Here is a 21,335-nt window from a genome sequence, read left to right as displayed (position 1 = left end):
CCCAGCAGCCAACGGCTCTACCAGTACAAGACGTGCCATCACCCTCGCCAGGCGAACGTGCAACACCACGGAAAGTAATCACGCTCGCAGTCGTCGGGTGAGGTAATTGTCACTATCTGTGGATCAGTCGGGCTGCTGCTTGGTTCAGAGGTGCCACCTCAGCTCGCTGTCCTGCCACTGGTTGGAGGAAGTGAAGCCCCGCTGTCGACTGGACCGTGCCCACCAGGCAGCCCTCATCGCGCAGTCGGATCACCCAGTTCCACCAGGAGACATCGGGGTCGTGCGAACCCGCGACCAGTCGCTCGTAGCGCAAGCGCAGGGCATCGGGGGCGGCCGGGGCACCACCGCGAGAGTCACGGCATGTTTCAGATCACGGGTATCAGTTCCTGTTCTGCCCACACGATCTTGCCGCCGCCCGCTGTGCAGCGCGTTCCCTGTCGGTGGGAGAACCGGTTGACGAGGAAGAGGCCACGGCCGCTCTCGTCGGTGGTGCGGGCGTGGCACATGCGCGGGAGGATGTTGCTGGTGTCGGAGACTTCGCAGGTCAGGAGCTGGTGCCGGATCAGGCGCAGGCGGATGGGGCCTGTGCCGTGGCGCATGGCGTTGGTGACCAGTTCGCTGACGATCAGCTCTGTCGGCGTCACCAGGCGTTCCAGGCCCCATTTTGTCAGCTGGCGGGTGGCCAGGGACCGGGCGGTGCTGACGACGGCCGGGAGGGTGGGCAGGTCCCAGGAGGCGACGTGGTTCGGGCTGAGTGTGCGGGTGCGGGCGAGGAGCAGGGTGACGTCGTCGTGCGGTGCCTGGGTGGGCAGGCCGTCGATGACGGCCGAGCACTGTGTTTCCAGCGGGAGGCGGGGTTGTGCCAGGACTGTGCTCAGGCGGTCCATCCCGGCGTCGATGTCCTGTCCGCGCGTTTCGATCAGGCCGTCGGTGTAGAGGGCGAGGACGCTCGCCTCGGGCAGGTCCAGCTCCACGGATTCGAACGAGGACAGTCCGAGGCCGAGGGGGGTTCCGGCGGGGAGGTCGGGGAACGTGATGTGGCCGTGCGGGTCGATGATGGCGGGTGGGGGGTGGCCGGCCCGTGCCATCGTGCACTGTCGTGTGACCGGGTCGTAGATCGCGTACAGGCAGGTGGCCCCGAGGGCTGCGGTGGCCGGGCCCTGGGTGTCGTCGTCTTGCTCGGTGAGGCGGATGACCAGGTCGTCGAGTTGGGCGAGCAGTTCGTCGGGGGGCAGGTCCAGGTCGGCGAAGGCGTGAACGGCGGTGCGGAGCCTGCCCATGGTCGCGGCGGCGTTGATGCCGTGCCCGACCACGTCACCCACCACCAGAGCCACCCGGGCCCCGGACAGCAAGATCACATCGAACCAGTCGCCCCCGGCGCCGCCGTCCACGTCGGCCGGCAGATAGCGTGAGGCCACCTCGACCGCGGACCCGCCGGTCAGGCGCTGCGGGAGCAGGTTGCGCTGCAGGGCCAGGGCCGTGGCGCGTTCGCGGGTGTACCGGTTGGCGTTGTCCAAGGACAGCGCGGCCCGGCTGACGAGTTCCTCGGCGAGGAGCAGGTCATCCTCATCGAACGGCACCGGGTCCTTCGTACGGGCGAAGACCGCCACGCCCAGCACCCCGCCACGCGCGTGGATCGGCACGATCATCGCAGAGTGCATCCCGTACGTGCGGACCTTCTTCGCCCGTGTCGGGTCCTGGTCGAGCCACGTGCCGGGGGAGGTGTCTATGACCGGTTCCAGGTAGGGCTTCCCGGATGACAGGACCCGGGTGTACGGCGAGTTCGGCGGGACGAAGACCGCCTCACCCCGTGCCCACAGCGACTCCGGGGCCCCGGGGCGGATCGACGCCGCGCCGGCGCGGCGGAACACGGGGATGCGATGCCCGGCGTCCGGGCCCAGCCGGGCCAGGGGCTTCTCGCCGAGCGGGACCGACTCCGCTAGGTTGACGGTGGCGAAGTCGGCCAGGAGTGGCACCGCCAGGTCGGCCAGCTCCTGCCCGGTCCGCATGACGTCCAAAGTGGTGCCGATACGCGTGCCCGCCTCGCTCAGGATCGCCAGGCGTTCCCGCGCCCGGTCCCGGACGGCGACATTCACCCATATGGCACACACGCCCAGCGCGTTGCCGTCGGCGTCGTCGAAGCGGAAGAAGGAGCCCACGATCCGGCCACCTGGCAGCACACCCGGGTACTCAAGGTCGATCACCGAGCTGCCGCTTTCCAGTACCCGCCGCATCACCGCCTCGAACGCTTCGGCCTCGACGCCGGGCACCACCTCCGAAGGCCGTTGGCCCAGCCGCACCTCGCGAGGGATGCCGGTCTGGAGCTCTGTGAAGTCGTTCACCCCGGTGCAGCGCAGATCCGAGTCACTGACAACAATCCCGATCGGCGCGCGGGTCAGAAGCGACGACGGCCTCCATCCGTTCACCGCCGACGAGAACGCGACCAGGTCGGTCGCCCAGACGAGCCAGTGGACCGCTCCGCCCTGCCCCCACAACTGCGAGATCCGCAGGCTCACATTGTGCGTGTGGCCGTCGCGGTGGCGGACCGCAGTGCTGCCGGACCAGCCACCCCGGGCACGGCACCCCTCGGCGAACGCCTCCACTTGCGACGCATTCTGGGCAAACGGCAGCACGACCGAGACGAACCGGCCCACCACATCCTCGGCCGAGTACCCGACAAGCCGCTGCGCGGTGTCCGTCCACCCGACCACCGTCCCATCGGCGTCGAGCATCGCAATCGCAGTGGGTATCTCGTGGGGGTTGGGGAGAGTACTGAGGATGCCTTGGAGAGTGTTGGGCACTGAGTTCCTCCCATCAGGTGGATCTACAGAACGCGCTGGAGGCGAGGCGAGGCGATCGCCCCTGGCCGTGCGGTACCGGGTCAGAGTCCTGGCGCCCTGCGCAGGCTGCGGCACCGAGTGCCGCCTCATGGGACGCCCCGTTCCCGGCAACCCCGCCCGACGTGATCCTTATGCGTGGCCGTGAGGCCATTGGGCGCCCCGGCGATAGACCTCCTTCGCATCCATGATCAGCGGGATCGGCTCCACCCCTCGAGTCGCTGACGGGGACGACCGGGTGCGGCTGCTTGTCGTGTGCGGACGCTGACCGCGCAGTACAGCTCCCGATGCTAGGAGCGGACAGCGAGACAGCCACTGGGCGCAGAGTACATACTTAGGTGGGAATTAGTGCTAATCAACCAATTCATCCGGCGGTGACACGCGCCAACCTTGAATGACCGCATTCACGCCGCACGCCGGATCACTCACGCCGCAGTCATCGCAGAGCCAGCTAGTCGACCAGGAGATCGTCCCGGGCGACGCCCGGAGCAGCACAGCCCGCCTGCGGCTGGTCGTCTTCCCCCGTGGAGGCGGCCACGGAACCGGTCGACCCCTGCGCCGTCTGAAACAACGGCGAACCCGTCAGCAGAGGCGCAGCGCCTCACGGGTGCGACCGAGATTCATAGATGGCGGACGGAGCACGCTAGTTGGCGAATCTCGATGCGCGATCGATGGCCAACCCTCTCACTTGCTGCGATGCCCTCCTGCTCGGCGATGGCGGTGGCATGATCCGCCAACTATCACCCTCAAGATTCGCCAATTGGCTTCCTCTGCACGTGGCTGACCTGCAACGGAGAGCATGATTCGCCAACAACAACTCTCGGTCGCAGCAGGGTAGATCCGCTCCCCGCACGACAACTCATTGGTCGGCCATGCCGCCCAGGCGGCTCCTGCCGACGTGGACGCGGCGGTCGCCACCGCCCGCAAGGCGTTCGACAAGGGCCCCTGGCCGACCATGCGGCCCGAGGAGCGCCGCGCGCTGGTGGCACGCTTCGACGAACTGCACGCCGCCCGCGCCAGCGAGATCGCCGCACTGATCACCGCCGAGAACGGCACGCCGGCCTGGTTCACCCAGTCCCTGCAGACCGCAGTCTCCGAGCAGACGGCCGAGTATCTGCGGGCCGCCGATCGGTTCGGCTGGGAAGATGCTCTCGCCCTGCCGTGCCCCAGGGAGGAGGATGGGAGGTGAACGACCTAGGGAGGCCCACCATGAAGACCGGTGCCTCGAACGAAGACGCCTGGCTGTACTCCCAGACCCCGTCCCAGGCCGAGGGTGAGCGTGACGAACCGGCCGAGCGTGCGGCCCTGCACCCGGATGTGCCAAGGACCGAGCCGTCGCAAGCGGAGGGCGAGAGGGTGGACGACCTCGGGCCCGCCTGAACGGTTGATTGATCAATAGACGGGTGTCTGCAGTGGAGCCCTGCCGCCGCGCGCATGCGCGGTGACGGGGCTCGACGCTGATCGGCGCCCGTGCCCGAGAGGGGCACCGCGCTGCGCGGGGCGCCGCTCGACTCCGGCCCGACGACGAGGCGACGCAGACGCTCCGTGCGGCGGTGTGGCGCCGAAATTTCTTCAGGCATCGAGCGTCCGTCTGGGCTCGACCCGGGGAAGCCTGTTGCAGGAGTGGCACGCAATGGGCTGTACGACGCGTCCGCGGAAGTGAGAAGGTGGACCATCCACCCTGCTCGCGACGCTCCCGGGGCCGTGCCTCATCCGATCGTGCAGACGATCGGTGCCGGCGCCAGGGTCGCGGTCGAGAGCCGAAGACGGCCGGCCGATCGGAGGACGAGGCCGGAAGGGAACTCGATCGATCGGCTGCAGCCCGCCGGAGCGGGGCACCGGGGACCGTAGCGGGAGCCCAGGTGGGGCCGGGTGACCGCGGTACGAAAGGCGCAGGCCTGGATCGTCATCGCAGCATTCGGGGGGCAACATGGAAGAAACTCTCAGCAGGTGAGGCCCCCGGGCTCCGGCAGGAGGGAGCATTCGCGGATGGGCGCAGAGGAGCGGCGCCAGGACGAAGAGCGGGACCGTCGGGCGGTTCCGTCGCCGCCGGGAGGGCTTCTCGATCTGCTCAGCGTCGCCGCAGTCGTCCTGGACGATCGAGGGCGGTGCGTGCTGTGGAGCCCACAGGCCGAAGAGGTGTTCGGTTACACCGCAGAAGAGGCTCTGGGGCAGTACGCGGCCCAGATAATGGTTCACGAGGAACACATCGAACTCGTGATCAAACTGTTCTCCGAGGTGATGGAGACCGGAGCGAGCTGGGCCGGTGCGTTTCCCATCCGGCGCAAGGACGGCACCACCCGCCTGGTGGAGTTCCGCAATGTGCGGCTCCTCGACGACAACGGCGCGATCTACGCCCTGGGCATCGCCGCCGATCACACCACGTTGCAGCAGGTCGAGACCGACCTGGCCCTGTCCGAGCGTCTGGTGTCGCAGGCCCCCATCGGCATCGCCCTCCTGGACACCCAACTGCGCTATGTCCTGGTCAACCCGGCCCTGGAGCGCATCAACGGGATTCCGGCCGCCGACCACATCGGTCACCGCACCCGCGAGCTGCTGCCGTCCTTCGACGCCGAGGGCATCGAGCGTGTGATGCGCCGGGTGCTCCGCACAGGCACTCCGGTGATCGATCAGTACATCGTCGGACGCACTCCGGCCGACGCTGACAACGATCACGCGTGGTCGGTGTCGTTCCACCGGCTCGAGGGATCCGGCGGACGCATCATCGGCGTGGCGACCTCCATCGTCGACATCAGCGAGCGCCACTGGGCCACGATCAAGGCGGAGCGCGCTCAGCGACGTCTGTCTCTGATCGCCGACGCCTCGGCCCGCGTCGGTACGCGGCTGGATGTGGAGAAGACCGCTCAGGAACTGGCGGAGGTCGCCGTCCCCGATCTCGCCGACCTGGCGGCAGTGGACGTCCTCGATGCCGTTCTGGCGTTCCGCCGCAGCAACGGGACACAGGACGAGGGATCGGAGCTGTTTCGCACACTGGCGGTGGCAACCGCCTATCCCACCGACGTGACCGTCGGTGTGAAGGCGGGTGACCAGACCACGTACGGCGAGGACCGCCTCATCACCCGGTGCGTCCACACCAGACAGGCCGTTCTCGTGCCCTGCGTCGACGAATACGATCTCCAGCGCATCGCACGCAGCCCCGACGGCGCCGCCGCCCTCGCCCGCGCCGGACTGCACTCCTACCTGGCGGTGCCCTTGATCGCCGGCAGCGAGGTCCTCGGCGCACTCGAGCTCCTGCGCGCCCGTAATCCCCTCCCGTTCGACGAGGACGACGCCATCCTCGCCGGTGAGATCGCCGCCCGTGCCGCCGTATCCATCGACAACGCACGCTGGCACCAGAACGTCCGCAACGCCGCCGAAACCCTCCAGCGCAGCCTGCTGCCAGGGCATCCGCCACAGCTCGTCGGACTGGAGGTCGTCTCCCACTACCAGCCCGCTGGAGCCTCCGCCGAGGTCGGCGGCGACTGGTACGACGTCATACCCCTGGCCGACGACAAGACCGCCCTGGTGATCGGCGACGTCATGGGCAACGGGATCGACGCCGCCGCGAACATGGGCCGCCTGCGGACCGCGACCGGCACACTGGCCGACCTCGACATGACCCCCGACGAAGTCCTCCGGCACCTCGACAAGACCACACGCGGCCTCGAGCAGTACGCCACGTGCATCTACGCGGTCTACGACCCGCACCGTCGCGAATGCCGCATCGCCAACGCCGGACACATGCCACCCGTTCTCATCCGCGACGGCCACCATCCCGAACTGCTCGACCTGCCCACCGGGGCGCCCCTCGGTGTCGGCGGAGTCCCGTTCGACACCACGACGTTCGCACTCAACCCCGGCGACCGGCTCGTCCTCTATACCGACGGACTCGTCGAGACCCGGCACGACCCCATCGACGAGCGTCTGGACACCCTGGTCCACACTCTCGACGGCCCTCGCCGGCCGATGGGGGAGACCTGCGACTGGCTTCTGCAGGCGCTCCGGCACCCCGACGACCACGACGACGTGGCTCTTCTCATCGCGCAGGCCGGCCCAGTATCCGGCCGGCCAGCGCATGGCGCAGAAGCGCCCTCCACCTGACCGAGTCCGGTCCTCGAGAACGCTCGCGTCCCAGCGGCGGGTGCGCGATGGGCTGCTTGCGCCCTCGTCCGCGACTACTTGGCCGGACGCGGCACCAAGGCTTCCATCTCCTCGGCGGCGTCCAAAACTAGGACTGGGCCGGCTCGGTCGCCGGTGCGGACACATTGCCGACGGCCCGCTTGAAGTCCGGACACTCGACGATCGGCTCGTGATCGCAGACGGCCGCGTGCCGGAGGCTGTCGCGCAACCGTGTGAGCCGGACGATCCGCTGGTCGAGGTCGCGGGCCTTGGCCGCCATACGGTCACGCAGGTCCCCGTCCGACGGCCGCGCCACCAGGAACCGGCCGATCTCGGCGACCGAGAAGCCGGCGCCGCGCGCACACGTGATCAGCCCCAACTGCTGCAGCACTTCCGGGTGATACGTACGTCGAAGACCGTTGCGTCCCGCCGCGGCGATCAGGCCCTTCCGCTCATAGAACCGCAGCGCCGAGGGCGCCAGCCCGGACCGACGGGCCACCTCGGAGATGTCCAGCAACGGCTCGTCCATCACGGCCCCCTTGACTTGAATCGTGGTTCAAGTCGCAGCCTACTCACCATGGAAATCCGTCACTTGAACTGCGGATCGATTCGGACCATCGAGGCCACCTACGACGGCCCGCAACCCGCACCCGCCGTGAACCACTGCCTGCTCGTGGAGACCGATACCGACGGCCTGGTCCTGATCGAGACGGGCCTGGGCCTCGGCGACATCCGGGATCCGGGCGGCACGCTGGGAACCGATTGGGTGGAGATGACCCAACCCGCCCTCGCAGAGGAGGAGACGGCCGTCCGGCAGATCACCCGACTCGGACACGCACCCTCGGACGTGCGGCACATCATCGTCACCCACCTGGACGTGGACCACAGCGGCGGTCTTCCCGACTTCCCCGACGCCCAGGTCCACGTCATGGCAGCCGAACTCGACGCGGCGTCCGCCGAGGCGCCCAGCTACCGCTACCGTCCGGCCCACTGGGCCCATGGACCCAAGTGGGTCACCTACCACCACGAATCCGATGAGCAGTGGTTCGGCTTCACCGCGGTGCAGCCGACAGGGCTGCCGCAGGAGATCAAGCTGATCCCCCTCGGCGGGCACACCGCAGGCCACACCGGGGTGGCCGTGCACAACGGCGAACGATGGCTTCTCCACTGCGGTGATGCCTACTACTACCACCGCGAAATCGGTGAACTGAAGGAATCCCACCCGCTTCTCGACATCGTCCAGACACGCTCGCAGGTGCACCGCGACCTGAGGATCGGAACCCAGGCCCGGCTGCGCGAACTTGTCCGCGACCACGGTGACCAGGTCGACGTCTTCTCCGCGCACGACCCCTGGGAGTTCGCCCGCTGCGCGGGGTGAAGCGGCCGACCGGACGTGATTGGGCGAAGGCGCCCGAGCGGGCGTGCGCACTGATGTCCGACGTCCATCGGCCGTCTTCGAGGGCGACCATGGGTGTTCCGGGCGGTTCCGACCGCCCGGAACAGCCACGGCACCGGGTTTTCGTGCCAGTGTCGATCCGGACTGCGGGAGCGTCGTTGAGCCACGCGATCGCCGCCTCGAACGGGGCCACTTGGTTCGCGTGCGCGAGCAACATTGCCACCGGTCCTGCACCGTGGATCGGAACCCGGATGGCGGCCAGGATCCCTCCGCCATCGGCGTTCAGGACCACATCTGGCGCCATGGCCTCCATCAGCTCCCGCAACTGTCCGGTCCGTAGTGCGATCAGGAACCGGTCCACGACGGCCTGTTGCTCCGACGGGCGCACCTGTACGCGCGACCGCCGTGCCTTCACGTGCACGCGTGCGCGCCGTGCGATCTGCCGCACCGCGGCCGCCGACCTACCCATGGCCGCGGCGACGTCGCCGTCGGCATGTCGAGGACTTCGCGGAACACGAACACTGCCCGTTCCGGGGGCGCGAGCGTCTCCAGCACCGTCGGCATGACGAATGAGGCGCTTTCCGCGAGTTCGACGTCCCCGGCAACGTCCGGGCTGGTCAGAGCCCGCCCGGCAAGGACAGCAGATCCACTTCGCTTTCCGTCACGCGGACATCTTGGCTCCGCGGCGGCTGACCTCGCGAGCCCGACAACACTCCTTGAAGTTCAGCGGCGACGGCCGTCGTCACCGGACGGCGCGGTTGAGGACCACACACCGAACCACTGCTCGGCGCCGAACTCCTGGAACCGCTCCACCTCGGTGAACCCCAGCTTGGCCGCCAGGCGCATCGAGCGCTTGTTGGCGGTCTGGGTGGAGAGAACCACCGGTTCGCCGGGGAGTGTGTCGGCGAACCAGTCGAGTGCCGCTGCGCACGCCTCGGCGGCGTACCCGCATCCCCACGCCTCCGCAAGGAACATGTAGCCGAGCTCGGCCTCTTCGGCATCCGGACGGAGATGACCCCGACGTTCCGCGTCGCGCCGATCGAGCGTGATCGTACCGATCATCGATCCGTCGAGATCGATCACGAAAAGGCCAGGGCGCCGCCCGGGCACCTCAGGCACGGCGCGTTCGAGCTCATCACGCGGCATGGGGCCACCGAGGTAGGTGCGCACCTCTGGCGATGCGAAGAGCTCGATGAACGCCGCACGGTCCCGGCCCTCGGACTGGCGGAGCACGAGCCGTTCGGTCCTTATCGGCGCAGGTGGCCAGGCGACGGGTCCGAGTTCAGTCATGGCGGGCAACCTATCGCAGGCCCACGAGAGTTGCCCGACAGAGATGGCTGGCCCGCGTTGCCGTGCGGCCGGCCCGCGCGCGGCGTATAGGAGAGAAGGGCCGGGGATTGCCGGTCGCCAGCGGTGTTCGGCGAGGGCTGCACGGCACAGCCGGCTGCCCACCTGATCAACGACATGTGCGGGCCGGGCGGCCGTCCGGGCACGACGTTCGGTTGCCGTCGCGCCCGGGACACCCTCGGTTTTCGAGCCCCTTCAGGAAGCCCGAAGGAACGCCGACCGTGCCGCCTTGCCGAGGTACGTGAAACGCGTGTCGCCCGCAAGGTGCTTGTCGAGCGCTTCCTTGATGCCCGGCCAGTTCGGGTCGCGGTAGTCGTCCAGGACGACGATCCCACCAGGCGCCGCGATCTCCTCGGCCCACTCCAGGTCCTTGGCGACTCCCTCGGCCGAGTGGTCGCCGTCCACGATGATCACGCCGTAGCGGCGGTCGGAGACTGCCGCGCGGGTGTCAGGGTCCTCCGAGAAGCCCTGCTGGATCCGGGCGTTGACGCCCGCGGTGCCGGCGAGCGCCAGGTTCGTCCGGACGGCGTGCTCGTCGACCGGCGTACCCGTGGGGTCGGCTCGGTACTCGGTGCCGGGCTGGAGTTGCACGCCGGCGAAGGGGTCGACGATGGTCAGACGCGGGCTGCGGCCGTCGCGCTCCAGCATCCGGATGAGCCCGGCGGAGAACATGCCGTAGAGCGTGCCGATCTCCAGGATCTCGTCGTTCGGCGGGTCCAACAGCGGTATCGAGCCCAGCTTGCCGCAGATGTTCATGGTGCCGCCCGCGATCCTGCCCACGCCCAGCGACTCCAGCGCGACCAGCAGCCGAAAGGCCGCGGCGAGGTTGCGCTCGGCCGCCTTGCGGTCACCGCCGCCCAGCGTGGCGACCTCGTCCTGCAGACGGCCCATGGCGCCGGGCACGACGATCCGGGAGATGCCTCGGGCCCCGGGGCCGACCAGGAGATCGAAGGTGTACTGATGCTGCCGCAACACTTGAATGTCGCGCTTCAGCTCTTCGTTCTCCGACTGAGACCGGGCGACCGCGGAGCGGACCTGCCGCTCGATGCGCTTGTCGAGAAGCTCGGCAACGGGGCGGAGGAGGCGCCGGGAGGCTGAACTGCGAAGCAGGGAGCGGCTGTTCATGGAACAGAGGACCTCAATGTCTCGCGGAGGATCAAAGGTAAGGGAAAGGTTAGGGTTGACCCTCCAGAGCGGAAGGGTTCGGAGTTGTCCGACAGGAAAACATCTGTCGAACTTCGAATGAAGGTGGCATAGGTCGCTGCGTAAAGGGCACTGGCCTGTGACGCGCCCTTTGTCGAGAGCCCGGCCGGACAGTCCGCAGCCGTGGGCATACCGATCTCATAGCCGCACTCTTCAACGGCTGTTGGAATCGACTCGCCAACCGGATGGCGGTGGACGAGGGCGCCACAGCGCAACCGAGGCCGGATCCGGATGATGTGACCTTGGTGGAGCCGCCGAACTGCGCGCGGTGCGGCTCCGGCCTTCGTGTCTGTCCCACCGTCTACGACCGGTGGGCGAGTCTGTCCTTGGCCGAGCTGCCGGCCAAGGATCTTCCACCACGCTTCCGCTGGCGCCTCGTCAACCTTGCGCGCCCTTACTCGCCCGTGGTCATCGATGTCTTGCCGTCCGGGTGCGGTGTATCGAACCGCTACCCGGCGAGCCGGTGATTCCCGTGCATCAGATGCTGTGTCCGGGGGAGCGGGCGAAGGACGAGTCTGCCAAGAAGTCGCCCGATTCCGACAGCAACGGCTGACACGAAGGGAGACGTACACAGGCGGGTTCTACCGCGACCTTCCCACCCTCGTCACCGTCGTTCCGCCGCCTCGGGATTCGTCACGCCTTCCGGGCCAGTCCGGCGGCGATGAGGCGCTCCCAGACGGTGAGTTCCCGATCGCCGCTTCCGGCCCATGCGTTGTCGGTCGTGTCAGGGCGCCACAATGGAGCGGGGACGATTCCGGGGTCGAGGATCTCCAGCCCGTCCAGCAGGGATTCGATTTCCTCGTCGGTACGCCACCGGCCGCGGCCGAAGGTCTTCTGGAGGATCTGTTCGGCCTCCGCCGTCTCCGGGTTGTTGCCGGAACGGAAGTGGCTGACGAAGAAGTAGCTCCCGGAGGGCACGCGCTCGGCCCAGTAGCGGACGATTCCGGCCGGATCCTCCTCGTCGTTGACGTGGTGGAGGATGGCGCTGAACATGACGGCGACGGGGGCGTCGAAATCGATCAGTTCGCGGGTGTCCGGGTGTGAACGGATGTCCTCGGGGTTGCGCACATCAGCCGCGACCACCCTGGTCCGGTCGTTCGCTTCCAACAATGCCCGCCCGTGGACGAGCACTTGAGGATCGGTGTCGACGTACACGACCCTGGACTCAGGGGCGTGGCGTTGTGCGACCTGGTGGACGTTGTCAGCGGTCGGCAGTCCACTGCCCAGGTCGATGAACTGCCGCACCTGGGTCGTGGTCGCGATCTCGCGAACCGCGCGGGTCAGGGCGGCGCGGTTGGCGAAAGCGATTGCCACCGAGCCGGGCAGGTCCCGTTTGAATACGTCGCCCACCTGGCGGTCCACGGCGTAGTTGTCCTTGCCGCCGAGCAGATAGTCGTAAACGCGCGCGATACTGGGCCTGGTGGGGTCGATGGTCGAGCCAGCATCCGTCATGGCGACCATCATCCTCCGCGACGTCGCCTGTTGACCATCACTTTGGAAGCTCTGGCAGCAGCAATTTCTTCGCGATCGCACCGGGCAGCGGTGCTCGGCCGGTTCGGAAGGCCGCAGCGCCGGACCGGACCGATGGCCTGGGGAGGATGTTCACTCGTCGGCAGCGCAGGTTTGCCAGCTTGGGGCGTACTTCACCATCGAGCGCGAGGACCTCTGTGAATACATCGACGACGTCCTGACGGAACAAGGTGTCGACGTCGCGGCTCTCCTCGCCCGCCAGGACATGGCGGAACTGACCGAACAGTGGCGGGAATGGTAGGTCGCGCGGCGGTACGTCCACGCGGCCGCGTGTAAACGGCCACGTGGGGCGGTACGTCCCCGTCGACGACGTCCGTATCAGTGGTCCAGGCGCACCGGCATCAGTATCGAGAACGTCGCCTCGTCGCCGGGCAGACGGATCGCGATGGGCGCCGTGGGGACGCCGAACTCGATGATCACTTGATCGTCTCCTGCGGCGGCAAGAGCGTCCAGCAGAAACTCTCGGTTGACAGCAATGTGGTTCTGGTCGTCGTCGCCGTCGTCGCAGATGACCACGGATCCGTCGTCTGCCACCTTGAGCACGCTGAGGTCATGTGACGCTGCGCCCTGTTCGCGGGCCTCACTCGTGCGGACCGGTCCATTCTCCAGTGCCGTCCGGAAGGCGGTTGCGTCGACGAGGGCGCGGCTTCCGGTCGGCAGATGGACGAGACGACGGTAATCCGGGAAGGCGTGGTCGAGACACCGGCCGGACGCCTGCCCGTCCCCGGTCTCCAGGGTCACTCTGTCGCCGTCCACGTCGAGTTGGACAGGTCCTTCGCGGTTCAGCAACGCCCGCATCGCATCGACCAGCGGGGCGGGCACGATGACCTGTGCAGAGGGTCGGTCGTACCCGGTCGTCTCGGCTCGTGCGACAGCCATCCGATAGCGGTCCGTGGCCACGACGTGAAGCGTCTCGCCTTCGAAGTCGAACAGGACGCCACCCAGCATCGGCAGCTCCGGGTCGGTGCCTGCCGCGAAGCGGACCGCGTCCAGTGCGGCTGCCAGAGCACGAGCCGAGGTGGTCAGTCGGATGGTGATGCGACTTGGAGTCATGATGTTCTCCCTGTGTGCGAGTAGTCCCTGGAGCGCGGAGAACTCAACTCGGGCATCGGACAGATCCGCTTCGAGACGGCGCAGGTGTGCCTGAAGCAGTTCACGCACCAGGTCTCCGTCCGCGCCGGACCAGCCGGCCAGGACGAGCCGTACGTCCGCCAGCGGCATACCGGCCCGGCGCAACCGGGCCAGCAGGCGCGCCTCCTCGAGCTGCGCGGAGCCGTACCAGCGGTAGCCGCTCACCGGGTCCACCCGGGCCGGGACCAGCACACCGGTACGGTCGTAGAACCGCAGGGCGCTCACGCCCAGTCCGCTGTCCCTGGCCATCTCACCAATGCTGCGCATCTCGCTCTCCACACCTGGAACTCTGAGCCCTGCACAAGGTCGAGGGTCAAGCTCGATCTTGGAATCCAACCGAGGTCAGGCGTTCGGCGTGGCCGGAGCAGAGTGGGATGACCTCCGATCCGCAGCGTGCGGGACCACGACGAACGCGCGGTATCGGGGCCGATGTTGCACCAGTGGGGCAGCAGAGGGGGCCGCGGCCTGTGTGTGGTCGACAAGGCGGTTGCAGCCCCGTCGCCTTGGAGCGGTCGCTACCGTGGGAGCCTCAGAGAGATGAGGGGGTCTCGTGGCGGACTACGTTGCACATGCTCACAAGGCTCAAGAGCTATTGGCCGCGGGTGAGAAGTGGGCGAGGGGGCGACTCAGCGCCGATCAGCTCATCGCGACAGCCCAGGTGGAGGCTCTGCTCGCGCTTGCTGCCGCAGTGGCGCAACGGAGTGACACCAAGGCACATGTTGTTGAAAAAGGTTCCGCAAGCTAGATCAAGCACAGCGTCCAAGCGGCACATACCCCGGATCCTGCCGCGGCGGGGATCGCCACCCATCGCACATCAACCGCACCGGTGGGGGTGGGGAGAACGGCAGTCGCGGTGAAAAGCGGCCCAGCCCGGCTGGGCCGCCCCGACCGTTGCCAGGGGCGGCGTCTACGGTCCGATTCAGCCGCAACTATTTGCTGTCCCGTCACTTCGGGTTGCCGGCATGATGACGTTCATGACCTCATCCCGAAAGGCCGATGCCGCGTAGACGGCCTGGCAGGCTTCGCGCCGACCAACGACATGACTTGCGTTCCTGCGGAGATCCGCCACCGGGCCGGATCCATTGGCTGTCAAGTCTCACCAGTCTGGCGATACATCGAGTTCTGCAGCGACTGCCTGCCCGTGCTCGCGAGGAGCTGAGGCGCCGAGTGGTTTCTCTGGACGCCGCATACCTCCGGCGCACTCTGCCGGATCCATTCGCTGATCAACGTCAGTGGGGCTCCGACCTGTGGTGGCGTCGCCGTCTCGCCGGCGGCAGGGAGGGCTCGTGAACCTGGTCGGCCTCAGTGGCCACTGCGAAACGACCACAGCCATGGCTGGTGCGACCACGGCACCGCAGTCCTTCGTTTCCGGTTCCGTCAGAGTGATCCGCTTACGTCGACGCGCTGGGGCCCGAGTACGTTCAGAAGGGCCAGTGCCTCGGCATCGGGGGATCCCTGCGGCGCGCTGTAGAGCACGAGGTGCTGGTCGCTGTCCGTGAGCGCGAGCGAGTCGCAGTCGACGGTGACCTCTCCCACGACCGGGTGTCGGAAGGTCTTCGTGAGCATCGGCGCAGCCTGCACGTCGTGCCGCTCCCAGAGCCGGACGAACTCGGGGCTGCCGTCGCGGAGCTCTTCGATGAGTTCCGTCACCGCGAGGTCGGTCGGATACCGGGCGAGGGTGGACCGCAGCCCCATGACGACGTGGTGCCGGAACTCTGCGGCGTCGGAGACCCCGTACAGCGTCGCGCCGGCGCGCGCAGGCCCGAGAAATGCCCGGCGCGCGAGATTGCGGTCCTCGGGGGCGAGCTCGGCAAAGTTCTCCATGAGCGCCGCCGCGAGGTCGTTCCATGCGAGCACCTCGAACGCGGCGGACGTCACGAAGGCGGCCGTCTGCGGCAGCCTCTCGAGGAGCGCGAGGATGCTCGGGCGGACATCGCGCCGATGGAGTCCGGTACGGATGGGCGCAGTGCCCGCGAGGACGTGCAGGTGATCGAACTCGGCGTCCGTGAGCCGCAGCGCTCCTCCGATGCCGGCGAGAACCTCGCCCGAGGGTCGAGGCGCCCTTCCCTGTTCGAGTCGGACGTAGTACTCGGTGGAGATGTGCGCGAGGACCGCCACCTCCTCGCGGCGTAGGCCCGGTGTCCGGCGTCGCGAACCCGAGGGGAGGCCCACGTCCTCCGGGCGGAGCCGCTCGCGACGGCTGCGGAGGAACGCCCCGAACTCGTGCTTGTCCATACTCCAAGTCTGCACGTCGCGCGGTGACGGATCCTGGTACAGCCTGTGCCTGCATCCGGCCCGGAGTCCGACCTGACACTTTCGCCATGACGTACAACATCGACATCGCACCGAGCGGCCTGCTCACCGGCAAGGTCGTGTTCATCACCGGCGCCAGTCGCGGCATCGGGGCGGCCGCGGCCCGACTCTTCGCACACGAGGGTGCCGCGGTCGTGCTCGCCGCCCGCAGCACCGAAGCCATTCAGCAGATCGTCACCGAGATCCGTGCCGACGGCGGCGTCGCGGATGCCGTGACAGTGGACCTTGCCGACCGTGAGAGCATCCGCGCGGCGGTCGACCGCGTGGAGGAGCTGCACGGACGGCTCGACGGCGCGTTCAACAACGGCGCGGCGATCCAGCAGCCCGGTCCGCTCGACACGACGAGCGACGATGACATCGAGGAACAGTTCGCGGTGAACTTCCGGGGGCACTGGGCTGCCATGACGCTCGAAGCCGCGCTCATGCGCCGGGGCGGTGGTGGGGCGATCGTCAACACCTCGAGCATCGGCAGCCGCCGCGCGAACCCGGAGCTCCCCGCCTATGGCGCGATGAAGCGCGCGCTGAACAGCATCACCGAGACGGCCGCCGTGACGTGGGGGCGTCAGGGGGTCCGCGTGAACGGCATCACCCCCGGTGGCACCGCGACGGAGATGATCGACCGGTGGGAGGCGGCGTCCCCGGGGGTCGTCGAGCGCATCAACGCGGCCATCCCGCTCGGCCGCATGGCCGAGCCTCGCGAGGTCGCCGAGGTCGCCGCGTGGCTGCTCAGCGACCGGGCCTCGATGGTGACCGGCGCGATCGTGCCGGTGGACGGTGGTGCCGGCGCCTGAAGGAACAGACCCCGCGCGGTCGGCGCGGAGCCGCGCTGCGATGGCCCGCAGAACTGCTGTGAGCAGGGTTCTGCACGGCTGAGCCTCTTGCCGCCGTTGTGTCGTGTGCCATACGGTCCAGTAACTTACCAACGGGTAAACAACTGGGAGGTCAACTCGTGGCCGACAGCAGCACACCGACCGCGCGTCGCCTCGAGCCCTCCCGGAAGCGGTCCTGGTGGGGCTGGGGCGCCACGGACCAAGCGCTGCCCGACGCCGAGTGCATCGCTCTCGGGTCCCTGGTCCCGGGTGCGGCACAAACGCCGCTGCCTGTGCCCGACGTCACCGCCCTCGCGCTGCCGACGGTCCGCGTCGAACCCCCGCGCGCACTTGCCCCCTTGATGTCGTCCACGCCCCAGGACCGGGCCTCGCACACCTACGGCAAGGCGTATCGCGATGTGGTCCGCGCGCTGAGCGGCGACCTCGCCCCGGCGCCCGACCAGGTCGCGTGGCCGCGGAGCGAACAGGAGGTGATCGACGTCCTCGACTGGGCGGCTGGCGCAGACGTGGCAGTCGTGCCCTACGGCGCGGGCAGCTCGGTCGTCGGAGGGGTCGAGTACCGCGCGGACCGGCATCGGGGGGTGGTGTCCCTGGACCTCTCGGCCCTCGATCAGGTACTGGAGATCGACCGCGTCAGCCGCGCCGCGCGGATCCAGGCCGGCGCCCTCGGCCCCGGTCTGGAGGCCCAACTGCGTCCGCATGGACTGACGTTGCGCCATTTCCCGCAGAGTTTCGAGTTCTCCACCCTGGGCGGCTGGCTCGCCACGCGTGCCGGCGGCCACTACGCCACGCTGTACACCCACCTCGACGACCTTGTGGAGTCACTGCGCGTCGTGACGCCCGTCGGGGTCAACGAGTCGCTACGGCTGCCCGGCTCGGGTGCGGGCCCCTCTCCCGATCGGCTGTTCCTGGGCTCCGAGGGGACACTCGGCGTGATCACCGAGGCCTGGATGCGGCTGCAGGAACGCCCGCGCCACAAGGCCTCGGCCACGGTGCTGTTCGACGACGTCCACGCAGCCTTCGAGGCCGTACGCGCCGTCGCGCAATCCGGACTGCACCCGGCCAATTGCAGGCTCCTGGACCCGGGCGAGGCGGCGCTGGCAGGAGTGGCGCAGGACAGCCGAAGCGCACTCATCCTCGGTGTGGAGTCGGCCCACGCCCCCGTCGACGGGCGCCTCACAGAACTCCTCGGCCTGGCCCGCGACCACGGCGGCACACTCGCATCGACGGCGCCTGAATCGGCGGACGCCGCCGCGGACACCTGGCGCTCCGCATTCCTGAGAATGCCCTACCTCCGCGATGCACTCGCCCGGATGAGCCTGATCACCGAGACGTTCGAGACCGCCTGCACGTGGGATCGTGTGCCGCAGCTCTATGAGTCGGTACGCAGTCAACTGTCGGATGTAGTGAGGGATGTGACCGGTTCGGCGGGCATGATCAACTGCCGCTTCACCCATGTCTATCCCGATGGCCCCGCGCCGTACTTCACCGTCATCGCACCGGGGCGCCGCGGTGAGGAGGTCGCGATGTGGGACCGGATCAAGTCGGCGGCCATGCAGATCCTCCACGACCTGGGCGCGACCGTCACCCACCACCATGCGGTCGGGCGTGACCACCGGCCCGGGTACGATCGTCAGCGTCCCGAGCCGTTCGCCCTCGCCCTCCGTGCCGCAAAGACGGCACTCGACCCGGCAGGGATCCTCAACCCGGGTGTCCTCCTTGACTGACCGCCGGAGGCGGTGGCACATCCGGACGTTGGGCTCCGCATGGACGGAATGTGCGAGCTTCGTGATGCCCACGCTCGGGGAACGGCGGTCGGCTCCGCCGAGGAAGCGTCCCTGACAGCACATCGGCGTACGGCCATGGCGGAGATGCGGCGCCTCATGCGTGAAGCCCTGGGCGTCGGGCCACTGGGGATCCAGTAAGGGTGTCCCCACGGCAAGGCGGGCTTGAACGACTCGTTTAAAACACCGTGTTGACATCGATTCATGCGCTGCCTCATGCTCGTGTCATGTCGTCCACTCCCGATGAGCACACCGACCCCTTCACACCTCCGCAGCCGGAACAGGCTCGAGCGCACCGCGTTTACGCGTCCCTGTCGCGCATCTCCGAGCGGCACGCCGCCACCGACGAGCAACGCCGCCGGCAGGTTCATCCTTTGGTCGTCGGGCCGCATGAGGCCGTCAGGCTCGTGTCGTTCCTGCTCAGTGGGGCCGCGCAACCCGATGACGGTGAACCGGCGGTGGACCATGCCGACATCACCGCCGCGTTGACCCTCGTCCCGCTGGTGCGCGGAGAGATGGACGAACTCGAGACCGGACTCCTCCAGATGGCACGAGGACGCGGTATGACCTGGCAGGAGATCGCCTTCGGGCTTGGGCTCGGCACGCCGCAAGCGGCCAGGCAGCGCTATGAACGCCTGGCAAGCCGCGCCGCTGCCGATACTTCGGAGCAGTAAGGCTGCTTCCTTTACGGCCCCTCAACCGGCTGACTTGTCGGCGAACAATAGGCGCATCTCACCGAAGATTGAGTGACAGATCGTATGTGTGGGGGTTGCTGCCGCGGCGCCCGGTGTACTGTCCCTGCGCCATCGATTACAGGGGGCACATGAAGCGGTGGGCGAACGAGGGACCGAACGGGCCGCACCCGATGACACCGGCTTGCAGGTGGAGATCAGAACGGAGCTCTCTCAGGCGCGGGTACGGAGGGTCATGGGGGTCGTGCTGGCCCTGCTGGGTGTCGGAGTGACGGTCTGGACCTTCGTCAGCGGCGAGGGGAAGATCGTCATCCTCGGCGGCGGGCTCGCCTTGGGTTGTGTCGTGTTTCTGACCGGCTACTTCTGGGACATGCGCATACGGGGATACCTGAGCAGGCACGGTGTCTCGATCGAGGCCGTGAAGTCGGATCTCTGATTGCCGGAAGACCTGGGGTGTATGTCCGGGCACTCCGGAGTTCCGCAGAGGCCGCCGGCTCTCCGACCCGATCGGTGTTGTGCCCCGGCTGAGGAAGCGGACACGCTGCCCCGGCCGCGAGGGGGCGCGAAGTGAACGCGTAGCGTCCGCCCAACTCGTCGTTCCGTCGACCGACGGGTTGCATGTCGCGGTGTAGAAGCGGGTGTTCACGAGCGGCTAGGGTCGCGCACATGGGAGCCACGACTGCCGCCATGGTCACTGCCGTCGTCGGAGTGCTCGGCACGCTTCTGGCGCCCGTGATCGCGAATTGGACGACGAAGCGCCAACGTGCCGAGGAATCACGCGTCGAGGAAAGAAGACGCACCTTCGAGGATCGGCGCGCGGCATACACCGCGATGAACCGCGCCTCCCGCCACTTCCACACCATGCTGAAGGATGCCCTGCACCGTATGCGGGACGGGGTCTACAGCGACGAGGACCGCGCCCAGGTCGAGGAGGCGCGGCGTGACTACAGGGATCGCTATGCCGAGTCCCAGATGGTCGTCCCTGAAGCGGTGCTCCGGGCATCTCGCGAGTTGAACGTCGTCCTGGCGGCGATCGACGCCACCGCCAAGCGCATCGACCGCGGTCTCGCCGGGGAAGGTGAAACCGCGGAGCAGGCACTGGTCGACCTGAAGGCCGCAGAGCTGGCACTCACTGCCATGCGCCGGATCATGCGTGAGGACCTGGGCGTACCCAACTGATCAGGCGCCCCTTCGGAATCCGTGCACGTCGGAGCTTTGGTCCCGCGGTGTCGTTCCTGCCATCCACGGGGTGGCGCACAGCGGGGCGCGGCTGTCCGTACTGTTTGGCCGTTGAGAACGACCCGGTCAGTCATCCTGCGTGTTTGTTCGGTTGCACACGGTGCTCCTTCCTCCAGTGTGAACGGGTGCCCCGCCGGGGCAGTCGGCGCAAGGGAGGCTTCGGTTGCGCAATCTCGCCGCCGTTCTACCTTGGCTTTTAGAACGGAAGCGAGAAGGGAGCAGGTCATGGTCGGCACGACGACGCACCCCGCGACGCTCGCGCTTGCTCGCTCTGTCGCCCGGCTGGAGATTGCGGTCGAAGAGGATTACGAGCAGTTTCGAGCACGCTACGAACAGGCGGTCCCTCCCCTTGACTACCGGCGCACCTTTGATCTGGTCACGGTGCAGGCGCCGTGGAGCGCGGTTCAGGATCTCGCCGACGAGAACGCTCCCTTGGGATTCATGATCTTTTGGAAGTTCGACGCCCAGCCGTTGTTCGGCGTGGCCGGCGATCACGCCCGCTGCACCGAGTACCTGATGGGCAATCATGTCATCGCCGAGCGCATGTACCGGCATGACGCGGGGGCTCTTCTCTACGTCCCCTTGCGTACTACGATCCACGAGTCTCCCTCGGGGGAGGCGTTGTTTGCGATCGATCGCCCCAGTGACACGGTCGCGGTACTCGGTCGACCCGAGATCACCGAAGTGGGGCGGGAGTTGGACCGCAAGGTCGGGGCTCTCCTGCGTCATCTCGGCGCACCGGTGCCGGATGAACTGACGTGATCGGCTGAAGCGTGGACGCCTCTGCGGAGCTAGCGGAGTTCGGCTGGGGAGGCCGACGAGGGGTGCGCCCGTTGAGGCTGACGAGGTGCGGCCTCCGAGGAGGCCTCCTCATGCCTGCCATGGGTGCGTCGGTCCGTAGTTCTCCGTGCCTG

General features: G+C 68.0%; 18 protein-coding genes and 1 pseudogene. 10 read left to right on the top strand and 9 right to left on the bottom strand.

Annotated features, from left to right (window positions below):
* Window positions 1-365: 365 nt before the first annotated feature.
* Entirely contained in the window at window positions 366-2,801 is a 2,436-nt protein-coding gene (locus ADL25_RS30370; RefSeq protein WP_059131077.1) for a SpoIIE family protein phosphatase, read from the bottom strand.
* Window positions 2,802-3,675: 874 nt separating this feature from the next.
* On the opposite strand from ADL25_RS30370, the gene ADL25_RS30365 reads away from it, so the two are divergent.
* The 3 genes from ADL25_RS30365 to ADL25_RS30355 all read left to right on the top strand — a co-directional run bounded on the left by ADL25_RS30365 (window position 3,676) and on the right by ADL25_RS30355 (window position 6,938).
* Window positions 3,676-4,026: an aldehyde dehydrogenase family protein gene (locus tag ADL25_RS30365; protein ID WP_079050666.1), complete on the top strand. Its 351-nt coding sequence runs from the start codon at window positions 3,676-3,678 to the stop codon at window positions 4,024-4,026.
* 20 nt (window positions 4,027-4,046) lie between these two features.
* Window positions 4,047-4,217, top strand: a complete 171-nt coding sequence (locus ADL25_RS49945) for a hypothetical protein (protein ID WP_181922944.1) — start codon at window positions 4,047-4,049, stop codon at window positions 4,215-4,217.
* 609 nt (window positions 4,218-4,826) lie between these two features.
* Entirely contained in the window at window positions 4,827-6,938 is a 2,112-nt protein-coding gene (locus tag ADL25_RS30355; RefSeq protein WP_059131074.1) for a SpoIIE family protein phosphatase, read from the top strand.
* 127 nt (window positions 6,939-7,065) lie between these two features.
* Here ADL25_RS30355 and ADL25_RS30350 read toward each other — a convergent pair whose 3' ends face one another.
* Window positions 7,066-7,485: a MerR family transcriptional regulator gene (locus ADL25_RS30350; protein ID WP_059131073.1), complete on the bottom strand. Its 420-nt coding sequence runs from the start codon at window positions 7,483-7,485 to the stop codon at window positions 7,066-7,068.
* A 48-nt stretch (window positions 7,486-7,533) separates the two neighbouring features.
* Here ADL25_RS30350 and ADL25_RS30345 point away from each other — a divergent pair, with 48 nt between their 5' ends.
* The gene (locus tag ADL25_RS30345) at window positions 7,534-8,334 is read left to right on the top strand and encodes an MBL fold metallo-hydrolase (RefSeq protein WP_059131072.1); all 801 of its coding nucleotides are present in this window, start codon (window positions 7,534-7,536) and stop codon (window positions 8,332-8,334) included.
* A gap of 151 nt (window positions 8,335-8,485) precedes the next feature.
* Here the strand turns inward: ADL25_RS30345 and ADL25_RS50805 are convergent.
* The 7 genes and pseudogenes from ADL25_RS50805 to ADL25_RS30320 all read right to left on the bottom strand — a co-directional run.
* A pseudogene (locus tag ADL25_RS50805) lies at window positions 8,486-8,973 on the bottom strand (sigma factor-like helix-turn-helix DNA-binding protein); the annotation flags it as partial.
* Window positions 8,974-9,075: 102 nt separating this feature from the next.
* Window positions 9,076-9,642: a GNAT family N-acetyltransferase gene (locus tag ADL25_RS30340; RefSeq protein WP_059131071.1), complete on the bottom strand. Its 567-nt coding sequence runs from the start codon at window positions 9,640-9,642 to the stop codon at window positions 9,076-9,078.
* 252 nt (window positions 9,643-9,894) lie between these two features.
* A complete protein-coding gene (locus ADL25_RS30335) occupies window positions 9,895-10,824 on the bottom strand; it encodes a class I SAM-dependent methyltransferase (RefSeq protein WP_059131070.1) in 930 nt (309 codons plus the stop codon).
* Between the two features lie 711 nt (window positions 10,825-11,535).
* Window positions 11,536-12,354: an SAM-dependent methyltransferase gene (locus tag ADL25_RS30330; RefSeq protein WP_059131069.1), complete on the bottom strand. Its 819-nt coding sequence runs from the start codon at window positions 12,352-12,354 to the stop codon at window positions 11,536-11,538.
* Window positions 12,355-12,391: 37 nt separating this feature from the next.
* Window positions 12,392-12,694 carry a hypothetical protein gene (locus tag ADL25_RS49220; protein WP_159045036.1) on the bottom strand — a complete coding sequence of 101 codons (303 nt, stop codon included), beginning with the start codon at window positions 12,692-12,694 and terminating at the stop codon, window positions 12,392-12,394.
* A gap of 56 nt (window positions 12,695-12,750) precedes the next feature.
* Complete coding sequence (locus ADL25_RS30325; RefSeq protein ID WP_079050665.1) at window positions 12,751-13,830, bottom strand: MerR family transcriptional regulator; 1,080 nt, start codon at window positions 13,828-13,830, stop codon at window positions 12,751-12,753.
* A 1,110-nt stretch (window positions 13,831-14,940) separates the two neighbouring features.
* Entirely contained in the window at window positions 14,941-15,798 is an 858-nt protein-coding gene (locus tag ADL25_RS30320) for a helix-turn-helix transcriptional regulator (protein ID WP_059131068.1), read from the bottom strand.
* Window positions 15,799-15,884: 86 nt separating this feature from the next.
* On the opposite strand from ADL25_RS30320, the gene ADL25_RS30315 reads away from it, so the two are divergent.
* The 6 genes from ADL25_RS30315 (at window position 15,885) to ADL25_RS30290 (ending at window position 21,183) form a co-directional block, all read left to right on the top strand.
* Window positions 15,885-16,667, top strand: a complete 783-nt coding sequence (locus tag ADL25_RS30315; RefSeq protein ID WP_059131067.1) for an SDR family NAD(P)-dependent oxidoreductase — start codon at window positions 15,885-15,887, stop codon at window positions 16,665-16,667.
* 158 nt (window positions 16,668-16,825) lie between these two features.
* Entirely contained in the window at window positions 16,826-18,433 is a 1,608-nt protein-coding gene (locus tag ADL25_RS30310; protein WP_059131066.1) for an FAD-binding oxidoreductase, read from the top strand.
* Window positions 18,434-18,717: 284 nt separating this feature from the next.
* Complete coding sequence (locus ADL25_RS30305; RefSeq protein WP_059131065.1) at window positions 18,718-19,164, top strand: hypothetical protein; 447 nt, start codon at window positions 18,718-18,720, stop codon at window positions 19,162-19,164.
* A gap of 253 nt (window positions 19,165-19,417) precedes the next feature.
* Window positions 19,418-19,618, top strand: coding sequence for a hypothetical protein (locus tag ADL25_RS30300; RefSeq protein WP_147317817.1), 201 nt, complete (start codon window positions 19,418-19,420; stop codon window positions 19,616-19,618).
* 230 nt (window positions 19,619-19,848) lie between these two features.
* The gene (locus tag ADL25_RS30295) at window positions 19,849-20,361 is read left to right on the top strand and encodes a hypothetical protein (protein ID WP_059131063.1); all 513 of its coding nucleotides are present in this window, start codon (window positions 19,849-19,851) and stop codon (window positions 20,359-20,361) included.
* 285 nt (window positions 20,362-20,646) lie between these two features.
* The gene (locus ADL25_RS30290) at window positions 20,647-21,183 is read left to right on the top strand and encodes a hypothetical protein (RefSeq protein WP_059131062.1); all 537 of its coding nucleotides are present in this window, start codon (window positions 20,647-20,649) and stop codon (window positions 21,181-21,183) included.
* The last annotated feature ends 152 nt before the right edge of the window (window positions 21,184-21,335 follow it).

It is taken from the genome of Streptomyces sp. NRRL F-5122 (assembly GCF_001507435.1).
Taxonomy (GTDB): Bacteria; Actinomycetota; Actinomycetes; order Streptomycetales; family Streptomycetaceae; genus Streptomyces; species Streptomyces lannensis.
The sequence above is the reverse complement of the archived record's forward strand: the minus strand, read 5'-3'. Positions and strand labels throughout refer to the sequence as shown.